This window comes from Neisseria sp. P0021.S007 (assembly GCF_051956855.1).
Map to the genome: position 1 here is coordinate 1 of NZ_JBQCXA010000674.1, position 636 is coordinate 636.

Here is a 636-nt window from a genome sequence, read left to right on the forward strand (position 1 = left end):
ATTTATGAACAGCATCGTACATTTCTTGGGCGCTAATAGCCTGTTCTACATGATAGAGACCGGTTGGCAGGGGAGTTTGTAACTGTCCATAAATTAACGTAACTTGTGCGCCGGCCATTCTGCATGCACGGGCTAGGGCAATGCCCATTTGACCGCTGGAAATATTCGTAATTCCGCGTACCGGATCAATCATTTCCAAGGTCGCACCGGCAGTGATTAAGATTTTTTTGCCGACAAGTATTTTCGGCGTCCATAAATCATGAATCAAATCGGCAAGTTCAATTGCTTCAGGCATTCTCCCTATCCCGATTTCACCGCAAGCCTGTTCGCCATAGGATGGCTGGAAAACCGTGATGTCCTCTGAAATCAGTTGTTGGATATTCCTTTGATTGGCAGGATTGTTCCACATCTCCACATTCATCGACGGAGCGACTGCCATGGGGCATTTTCGTGCTGCTGCCAAATTGGTCAGTAGATTATCAGCAATACCGTTGGCGATCTTGGCAACCGTATTGGCAGTAGCGGGAGCAATTAAAAAAACATCCGCTTCTCGGGTTAAATCAATATGACTCATTCCTCTAGTCGAGTGACCATCGTGCGTATCGACTAGAACAGGATTTCCGCTTAATGCTTGAA

1 protein-coding gene is annotated in these 636 nt (G+C 46.4%); it reads right to left on the minus strand.

The features are described from left to right. Positions 1 to 636 (minus strand): phosphopantothenoylcysteine decarboxylase domain-containing protein (locus ACTHUR_RS15315; protein WP_440399489.1); only part of this gene is annotated, 636 nt, incomplete at both ends.